Below are 8,896 nucleotides of genomic sequence, written 5' to 3' on the forward strand. Positions count from 1 at the left end.
CAACTGGTGGGCTATGTGTCGGCGCCGGCGGGCCAGGCCCTCGACAGCGGGATGCTGCGCGAGCGGCTGGGCCGGCTGCTGCCGGACTACATGGTGCCGGGCGCCCTCGTGGTGCTGGAGGCGTTGCCGCTGAACGCCAGCGGCAAGGTGGACCGCAAGGCGCTGCCCGAGCCCGAGCTGGCCGGCAGCCAGACCTACGAGGCGCCGCAGGGCGAGATCGAGGAAAAACTCGCCGAGATCTGGGCCGAGGTGCTGGGCGTCGAGCGCGTGGGGCGTCGCGACAGCTTCTTCGAGGTCGGCGGCCACTCGCTGCTGCTGCTCAAGGTTCACCATCGCCTGAAGGAGCGGCTCGAGGTCTGTCCCTCGGTAGTCGAGCTTTTCAAATACCCGACGATCGAGTCCCTGGCGGTCTTCCTCGGCGAGGGAGGCCAACGGGACGGTGCTTCGCTGCAACGCGCCGAGGACCGGGCCAGGCGCCAGCGCGGGGCGTTTCTGCAACGCAGGCCAGCCAGCGAGAGGACGCCGACATGAGTGATTCCATGGACAATGAGATGACGGGCGTCGAGATCGCCATCGTCGGCCTGGCCGGCCGCTTCCCGGATGCCCCGGACGTCGATGCGTTCTGGCGCAACATCCGCGACGGCGTCGAGTCGGTCACCGACTTCGGCGACGAAGCGCTGCGCGCACGCGGGGTCCCCGCCGACATGCTCGCCGATCCCGGCTACGTCAAGGCGGGGGTCGTGCTGGAGGACATGGATCGCTTCGATGCCGGCTTCTTCGGCTATTCGCCGCGGGACGCCGAGCAGCTCGATCCGCAGCACCGCCTGTTCCTGGAGACCGCCTGGCAGGCCCTCGAACACGCCGGCTACGGCGGCGGCGCTTCGCCCGGCCTCACCGGCGTCTACGCGGGCAGCGGCGCCAGCCTCTACCTGCTGCGCCACCTGCTGCCGGCGGTGGATTGGCGCGCCAGCGACATCGCCTCCCTGCTGGGCCTGATGAACGGCAACGACAAGGATTCGCTCGCCACCCGTGTCGCCTACAAGCTCGACCTGCGCGGGCCGGCGGTGTCGGTGCAGACGGCCTGCTCCACCTCGCTGGTGGCGGTGCACCTGGCCTGCCGGGGCCTCTTGAATTACGAGACCGACATGGCCCTGGCCGGCGGGGTGTGGCTCAACCTGCTGCAGGAGGGCGGCTACCGCTACCAGCCCGGCGCGATCCTGTCTCCCGATGGACACTGCCGCGCCTTCGACGCAGAGGCGGCCGGCACGGTGCTCGGCAGCGGCGCCGGCATCGTGGTGCTCAAACGCCTGGCCGACGCCCTCGCCGACGGCGACAGCATCCACGCGGTGATCAAGGGCTCCGCCCTCAACAACGACGGTGCGGCGAAGGTGGGCTATGCCGCCCCCAGCGTCGATGGCCAGGCGGAAGCGATCCTGGCCGCCCAGGCGATGGCCGAGGTGTCGGCCGACTCCATCGGCTACGTGGAAACCCACGGCACCGGCACCACCCTCGGCGATCCGATCGAGATCGCCGCGCTGACCCAGGCCTTTCGCGCCGGCACCCAGCGGCGTGGCTACTGCGCCATCGGCTCGGTGAAGACCAACATCGGCCATCTCGACGCCGCGGCGGGCGTTACCGGCCTGATCAAGACGGTGCTGGCGCTCAAGCACAGGACCCTGCCGCCCAGCCTGAATTTCCGGCAGCCCAATCCGCAGATCGACTTCGCCGCCAGCCCCTTCTACGTGAACACCGAGGCCAGGCCCTGGCCGGCCTCCGCTGCGCCCCGGCGCGCCGGCGTCAGCTCGTTCGGCATGGGCGGCACCAACGTGCACGTCATCCTCGAGGAAGCCCCGGCGTCGTCCTCTACCGCCACTTCGGAGAGCGACGGCATGCAACTGCTGCTGCTCTCGGCGCGCAGCGAGACGGCGCTGGACGCCGCGGCAGGCCAACTCGCCGCCCACCTCAGGCAGCACCCGGAACAGGCGCTGGCCGACGTGGCGCACACCCTGCGTGCGGGACGCGGGCAGTTCGCCCATCGTGCCGTCGCGCTTGCCCGCGACCACGCGGACGCGATCCGCGTGCTGGAGGAACGCGCTCCCGCCTGCTTCTTCAGTGGCCAGGTCCTGTCGGAGCGTCCGACGCTGGCCTTCCTCTTCCCCGGCCAGGGGGCGCAGCACCTGGACATGGGGCGTGCCCTGTACGGGCGCGAGCCGGTGTTCCGGGAAACCCTGGATCGCTGCTGCGAGCGGTTGATACCGACCCTGGGGCTGGATCTGCGCGAGCTGCTCTTTTCCGCGGCGGCGAGCGAATCCGCGGCGGCCGCGCGCCTGGAGCAGACCGCGATCACCCAGCCGGCGCTGTTCGTGGTCGAGTATGCGCTGGCGCAGTTGTGGATGAGCTGGGGCGCGCAGCCCGACGCGATGCTGGGCCACAGCATCGGCGAATACGTGGCGGCCTGCCTCGCCGGCGTTTTCTCGCTGGAGGATGCCCTCGACCTCGTTGCCGCGCGCGGCCGCCTGCTGCAGGCGACCGAGGCCGGCGCCATGCTGGCCGTCAGCCTGCCGGAGGCCGAGCTGTGCGCCCGCATGCCGGCCGACTGCGATCTGGCGGCGGTCAATGCGGCCGACCTGTGCGTGCTGTCCGGACCGACGCCGGCGATCGAGGCCGCCGAGCGGGATCTGGCCGGCCGCGACGTCGCCGTGCGCCGCCTGCACGTCTCCCACGCCTTTCACTCCGCGCTGGTCGAGCCGATGCTCGGCGAGTTCGAGGCGCTGCTGTCGCGGATCGAGCTTTCCGCTCCGCGGATTCCGTTCGTTTCCAACCTGAGCGGCCGCTGGATCACCGCCGAGGAGGCCCGCAGTCCGGCCTACTGGGTGCGCCATGTGCGCGGCACGGTGCGCTTCGCCGACGGCCTGGAGGAACTGCTCGGCAAGCCCGACCGCATCCTCCTGGAAGTCGGACCGGGCGAAACCCTGAGCGCCCTGGCACGGCGCCATCCGCAGGCCGGTGCGCGGCCCGTCCTCGCCACGCAATGCCATCCGCAGCGCCGCGAACTGAACGCGGAGCAGCCCGCGCGCTGCCTGGCGCAGCTCTGGCTGTCCGACCTCGAACTCGACGCCGCCGGCTTCTTCGGCGGCGACCGGCCGCGTCGGGTGCCCTTGCCGACCTATCCCTTCGAGCGGCAGTCGTATTGGATCGCTCCGCCGAGCGGGGAGGCGGCCGGCAAGGCGGTAAAACCTGCGGTGGGCAGGCGCGACATCGCGGACTGGTTCCATGTGCCGACCTGGAAGCGTAGCGAGCCCGTGACGCCAGCCGCGGACCTGATCGAGCGGAGCGGCAGCGTGTTGCTGCTGAGCGACGCCCACGGCCTGGGCGAGCGGCTGGTCCGGCACCTGCAGGCCGCGCAGCGGCCGGTGATCCGGGTGGAGCGGGGCGCGGAGTTCGTCCGGCTCGGCGAACGCCACTACGTGCTGCGTCCCGGCGAGCGCGACGATTTCGAGCGGCTGCTGCGCGCCGTCGAGGCCGAGAGCGGCCCGCTGTCGGACATCTGCCACCTGTGGAGCCTCGACCCGGCAGGCTTGCCGTCGCCGCGGGCCGACGTGCTGGAGCGCGGCTTCTACAGCCTGCTCGCCCTGGCGCAGGCCCTGGATGTGACGGCCCCGCCGGACGGCCAGCGGAAAGTCATGCTCACGGTGGTTGCGAACCAGCTGGAGGATGTCACCGGCGTCGAGCCGCTCAGCCCGGAGAAGGCGACCCTGCACGGCCCGTGCAAGGTCATTTCGCAGGAGAACCCGAACGTCGCCTGCCGGCTGATCGATGTCGTCCTGCCGCCCGCCGGGGATGTGGCGGAGGATCGGCTCGTGCGGCAGATCGTTGCGGAGCTGGGCGCGCCGGTCGACTCGGCCGGCGGCGAGCCTGTCGTGGCCTATCGTGGCCCGCATCGCTGGGTCAAGACGTTCGAATCCGTGCGCCGCGACGGGCCGGCTACCCAGCGGCTGCGCAAGCAGGGTGTCTACCTGATCACCGGCGGCCTGGGCGGCGTCGGGCTCGCGCTGGCGCGCCATCTGGCGCAGGCGTGGCAGGCGCGACTGGTGCTGCTCGGGCGGACCGCGCTGCCGCCACGGGACGAGTGGCCCGCGCTCATCGCATCGGCGGATCGAGCCGACGACGCCTTGCCCGCCCGGCTGCGGCGGCTGATCGAACTGGAATCTTTCGGGGCCGAGGTATTGGCCCTGCAGGCGGATGTCGTCGACCCGGCCCAACTGCGCGCGGCCATCGATGCGGCACGCCAGCGCTTCGGTGCCCTGCACGGGGTCGTTCACGCCGCCGGCGAGGCGGGGGGCGGGGTGATCGCCAACCGAAGCCGCGCGGAGGTGGAGAAGGTCTTCGCCCCGAAACTCCAGGGAACCCGGAACCTTCTGCAAGCCCTCGAGGACGAGCCGCTGGATTTCGTTCTGCTGTGTTCTTCGCTCACGGCAATCACTGGCGGCTTCGGTCAGGCCGACTACTGTGCGGCCAACTGCTTCCTGGATGCGCTGGCGGCCGAGGCGTCCCGGCAAGCCGACCGGTTCGTGCTGTCGGTCAACTGGGATGCCTGGCGAGAGGTCGGCATGGCGGCAGGGCAGAGGCTGCCGGAAGAGGTCGGCATTGCGCCGGCACAAGGCGGGGAGCTGCTCGAGCGGTTGCTGGCCGGTCCGAAAGCAGCGCAAACGCTGGTTTCCACCCTCGATCTCGAGCGCCAATTCGCGCAGATGCAATCGTCCGAGCTTGCCGACCGCCTGTTGCCCGAGCCGGTTGCCAGACGACACCAGCATGCACGTCCGGCGCTCCAGACCGAGTATGTGGCGCCGGACGGCGAGCTGGAGGAGGACTTGGCGGCGCTGTGGAGCGAATTCCTGGGTATCGCGCCGCTCGGCGTCGACGATAATTTGTTCGAGCTGGGCGGCGACTCCCTGCTGGCGATCCAGCTGCTCGCCAAGGTGCGCAGTGCCTATGGCGTGGAGCTGCATCCCGCCGCCTTCTTCAAGACCCCGACGATCGCCGCGCTGGCTGTGCTCGTCGAGACCCGACTGATCGAAGAAATCGTGAACGCCGATTCGGCCGCCGCGGCTCCGGATCGCGCGCCTGAAACCGCTTGAGAGGCTGTTGATGGGGATAGGGGGCGATCCTTGATCGGCCCCCTTCTCACATCACCCGGCATGCGGGGCCGTCCTGGTTGTCCAGGCTTCCGAAGCGATGCTCCTCCAAGCGCCATGACATCCAGCTTTCCTTCTCGTTTTGAGAGTTGCGCCAGGTTTGAGCACGACCCCTTTCAAGGTCTTGCACTCTCCCGTTGGCGGAGAGCCAAGGGCGTGAGGTTGGTACCGCTTTGGTAGCGAATTTATTCGCAATGCTTCCGCTCTTGCCGCCCAGCTGCAACTGTAGGTCGGGTTAGCCCGCAGGGCGTAACCCGACGCGGCGGGCAATGCCGGGCAGGCTGTCGGGTTACGCTACGCTAACCCGACCTACGGAGCGGCTATCCACGCATGTCGTTATCCTGATCGCCCTCAAAAGGCGAATCTGAATAGGACGAATCTGCTCTAAATAAATCACAGGCTGCTTCGTCTTTGAAGGCAGACGACCCGCGTGTCGGTTCTCAAGCCGGCAGGGCGCGGATTCGCTTCCCTTCAACTGCATGAGGATGCCCATGTCCACCAGCTGCTTTGACCGCGAAGACGAGACCTTCATCGTTCTCGTCAACCATGAAGAACAGTACTCCCTCTGGCCCCAGTGGAAGGCCATCCCCGGCGGCTGGAAGGCCGTCGAGGGCGTGAAGGGCGACAAGAAGAGCGTTCTCGAATACGTCGAGAAGAGCTGGACCGACATGCGCCCCTCGTCGCTGCGCCAATGGATGGACGAACAGGCTGCCAAGGCGGCCAGTGCGCCGGCCACGGCCGCGCAGTGACCCGCCCCATGCAGCCTGAGTTCCCGGCAAGCCAAGACGCTCTCGGCACTCGGCGTGGCGTTGCTGGAGGTCGTGGGCCAGCTTGCCGCCCATCTGGAGCCGCACCCGGAATGGTTCTTTAACGGAGCACTCGCCAAGGTGTGCAGTGCCTACGGCGTGGAGCTGCATCCCGCCGCTGTCTTCAAGACCCCCGACGATCGCCGCGCTGGCGGCGTTCGCCGAAACCCGACTGATCGAAGAAATCGAGAACGCCGATCCGGCCGCCGCGGCCCCGGATCCTGTACCTGAAACCACTTGAGAGACTCGTCATGGACGACACAAAAAATCTTTCCGAGCGTCGTGCCAAGCTCAGTCCCGAGCAGCGCGCCAAGCTGCAGGCGCGCCTGCGAGGCGGGGAGGCATCTGCCAATACGCCGCCCACAATTCCTCGCCGCCAGAGTCCGGATCGTGTTCCCTTGTCGCTTGCCCAGCACGGACTGTGGCTGACCTGGCAGATCGATCCGGCAAGTTCTGCGTACAACATGCCAGGCGCCCTGCATCTCAAAGGGACTCTCAACAGGGAAGCGCTCGAATCTGGCCTGAATGCGCTTGCTGAGCGGCACGAGATATTGCGCACAGTCTATTCGGTGGGCGATGGCGGCGTGCCTGTTCAGAACGTCCTGTTCGACATACGTCTACCATTGCCGTCCATTGACTTACGCACATTTCCTGCCGGGGCGAGTAGGAGCGAGGTGCATCGTCACCTGCGCACCTTCGCTGCGCAACCGTTCAATCTCGAGGCCGAGCCGCCGTTGCGCGCGACGCTCTACCAACTGAGTGACGACGAACACATCCTTGCGCTTGCGCTTCACCATATCGCCGGTGACGGTTGGTCGGTACGCATTCTGATCGATGAGTTCTTGGCGTTTTATGAGGCGCATTGCGCTGGCCGTCCTGCCCAGCTTGCTCCATTGCCGATCCAGTTTTCGGATTTTGCGCTGTGGCAACGCGAATGGATGGAGAGCGAGCAGGGAGAGCGCCAGTTGGAGTACTGGCGCTCTCGCCTTGGCAACGAACACCCGCCTATAGCGCTGCCGTTGGATCGGCCGCGAGGTATTTCATCGGCATCGGATGAAGGTCGCTACGTTTTCAGATTGTCGGCCGAGTTGAGCGAGAGTCTGCGCGGTTTGGCGCGCAGGCATGGTGCATCGCTCTTCATGCTGATGCTGGCGTTGCTGAAGTTCTTGCTCTACCGCATTTCTGGACAAAGTGACGTGCGTGTCGGTGTACCGATTGCTAACCGGCAAAAGGCAGAGACGCATGCTCTGATCGGGTATCTGCTCAACATGCAGGTACTTCGGAGCCGGGTCGACGCCCGGCGGGGTTTCATCGACTTTCTGACTCAAGTGCGGGACACGGTGCTCGACGCGCAGGCGCATCCCGACCTGCCCTTCGACTTGCTGGTCGAGGCCCTGCAACCCGAGCGGCAGCCCGGCCTGCACCCGCTGTTCCAGGTGAAATGCACGCAGCAGGACGAACTGCCGGCGACGCGCAGCGTGGCGGGCCTGGAGGTCCGTGTCGAGGGACTGTCGGCGGGGCAGGCCCACTTCGACCTGAGCCTGGACTTCACCGACCGGCCCCAGGGCATCCAGGTCGTCCTGGCTTATGCGGCGGAGCTGTTCGACGAGCCGACCATCGTCCGTTTCGCCCAGGCCTTCGAAGTCCTCGCGGAGCAGGTGATCGCCCAGCCGGAGGGCAGGCTCGCCGCCCTGGCGCTTCCCGGGCCGCTGGCGGAGCTGCAGGGCCCGCGGACGCTCTTCCCCCGCGCCGACGTGATCGAGCTGTGGGCGGATGCCGTGGCCCGCGCCCCGCAGGGCGTGGCCGTGCGCTGCGAGGATCGCTGCTTCACCTACGCCGAGCTGGACGCCCATGCCGAACGCCTGGCGGCACGCTTGAGCGTCGAGGGCGCCGGCCCGGAGGCGCGCGTCGGCATCCATGCCGAGCGCTCCTGCGAGTTCGTACTCGGCGTGCTGGCAGCGCTCAAGGCGGGCGTGGCCTATGTGCCGCTCGATCCGCAGCTTCCCGCCGAACGCCTGGCCTATCAGCTGGCCGACAGCGGCGCGCAGTGGTTGCTGGCCGCGCAGGCGCCGGCGTGGCAGCCGGAGGTGCCGGTGCTGGCGCTGGACTTCTGCTCCACCGACGCGCCTTCGGTCGATCTGCCCAGGCCGCATTCCCAACAGGCGGCCTACGTCATCTACACCTCCGGCTCCACCGGCCAGCCCAAGGGCGTGGTCGTCAGCCGCGGGGCGCTGGCGAACTACGTGCAGGCCGTGCTGGCCCGGCTCGACCTGCCCGAGCTGGCAGGCAACCTGGCGATGGTGTCGACCGTCGCGGCGGACCTGGGACACACCAGCTTCTTCGGCGCGCTGTGCAGCGGCCGTACCCTGCATCTGATCGATGCCGAACGGGCGTTCGATCCGGACCGCTTCGCCCAGTACATGGCCGAACAGCGCATCGATGTGCTCAAGATCGTGCCCAGCCATCTGCAGGCGCTGCTGCAGGCGGCCGACCCGGCCGCCGTGTTGCCCCGGCAGGCGCTGGTGATCGGCGGCGAGGCGACGCACTGGCCGTTGCTGGAGCGGGTCCGCGAGCTGCAGCCGCAGTGTCGCGTGCTCAACCACTATGGGCCGAGCGAGAGCTGCGTCGGCGCGCTGACCCAGCCGGCCGAGACGGCGAACCGGAGCGCCGCGACGCTGCCGCTCGGCCGCCCGCTGGCCAACCTCCAGGCCCTGGTGCTCGACCCCGAGCTCAATCCGCTGCCGCCGGGGGTGGCCGGTGAGCTGTACCTGGGCGGAGCGGGTCTGGCACGCGGCTATCAGGGCCGCGCGGAGCAGACCGCCGAGCGCTTCGTCGCCAACCCGTTCAAGCCGGGCGAACGCCTGTACCGCACCGGCGACCGGGTGAAGCTGCTGG

General features: G+C 68.5%; 4 protein-coding genes. All 4 read left to right on the forward strand.

Going from position 1 to position 8,896, the window contains the following annotated elements:
* Nucleotides 1-531, forward strand: a 531-nt coding sequence (locus ACYVD0_RS14525) for a phosphopantetheine-binding protein (RefSeq protein WP_460427464.1), incomplete at its 5' end; no start/stop codon positions are given.
* Complete coding sequence (locus ACYVD0_RS14530) at nucleotides 528-5,138, forward strand: type I polyketide synthase (protein WP_460427465.1); 4,611 nt, start codon at nucleotides 528-530, stop codon at nucleotides 5,136-5,138. The genes ACYVD0_RS14525 and ACYVD0_RS14530, both read left to right, overlap by 4 nt.
* A 548-nt stretch (nucleotides 5,139-5,686) precedes the next feature.
* Nucleotides 5,687-5,944, forward strand: coding sequence for an MbtH family protein (locus ACYVD0_RS14535; protein ID WP_460427466.1), 258 nt, complete (start codon nucleotides 5,687-5,689; stop codon nucleotides 5,942-5,944).
* Between the two features lie 308 nt (nucleotides 5,945-6,252).
* On the forward strand, nucleotides 6,253-8,896 hold a 2,644-nt coding region (locus ACYVD0_RS14540), incomplete at its 3' end, for a condensation domain-containing protein (protein ID WP_460427467.1).

This window comes from Azotobacter armeniacus (assembly GCF_054779355.1).

Bases quoted from the DNA above. Each gene is read 5' to 3' on its own strand.
- ACYVD0_RS14535 (WP_460427466.1), top strand. From the start codon at position 5,687: ATGTCCACCAGCTGCTTTGACCGCGAAGACGAGACCTTCATCGTTCTC.
- ACYVD0_RS14530 (WP_460427465.1), top strand. From the start codon at position 528: ATGAGTGATTCCATGGACAATGAGATGACGGGCGTCGAGATCGCCATC.